This is a genomic window from Caballeronia sp. LZ043, from assembly GCF_031451075.1.
Classification (GTDB): domain Bacteria; phylum Pseudomonadota; class Gammaproteobacteria; order Burkholderiales; family Burkholderiaceae; genus Caballeronia.
Genome location: NZ_JARUXT010000049.1, coordinates 1 through 813 on the forward strand (window position 1 = coordinate 1; position 813 = coordinate 813).

General features: G+C 61.9%; 1 protein-coding gene. It reads left to right on the forward strand.

Annotation, left to right across the window (positions count from 1 at the left end; translation table 11 throughout):
• The coding region (locus tag QCE64_RS36425; RefSeq protein ID WP_310009211.1) for an aldehyde dehydrogenase family protein at window positions 1-813 on the forward strand (813 nt) is incomplete at its 5' end.

Genomic DNA, 813 nt, shown 5'->3' on the forward strand with positions numbered 1-813 from the left:
CCGAAAGCCATCGGCGAGGAAATGACCGGCAATCCGATCGTGCGCAAGCTCTCGTTCACCGGCTCCACCGCCGTCGGCCGACTGCTGATGGCGCAAAGCGCGCCGACCGTCAAGAAGGTCACACTGGAACTCGGCGGCAACGCGCCCTTTATCGTGTTCGATGATGCCGATATCGATGCAGCCGTAGAAGGCGCCGTCGCCTCGAAGTATCGCAACAGCGGCCAGACCTGCGTCTGCACCAACCGCTTCTACGTCCACGAAAAAGTCTACGACGCGTTCGCGCAGAAACTCGCCTCGGCAGTCGGCAAGATGAAAGTCGGCAACGGCACCGAAAGCGGCGTCGTGCTCGGACCGCTGATCAACGAAGCGGCCGTGAAGAAGGTCGAATCGCACATCGAGGATGCGCTCGCGAAAGGCGCGTCGCTGGTGTCGGGCGGCAAGCGCCATGCACTCGGCCATGGCTTCTTCGAGCCGACCGTGCTCACGAACGTTACGCCGGACATGAAGGTGTCGAAGGAAGAAACCTTCGGCCCGCTCGCGCCGGTCTTCAAGTTCAGCTCCGACGAAGAAGTCGTGCGCATGGCCAACGACACCGAATTCGGTCTTGCCGCCTACTTCTACAGCCGCGACATCGGCCGCGTATGGCGGGTGGCCGAAGCGCTCGAATACGGCATGGTGGGCATCAACACCGGACTGATCTCGAACGAAGTCGCACCGTTCGGCGGCGTCAAGCAATCCGGCCTCGGCCGCGAAGGCTCGCACTATGGCATCGATGACTACGTCGTCATCAAGTACCTGTGCATGGCGGTCTGA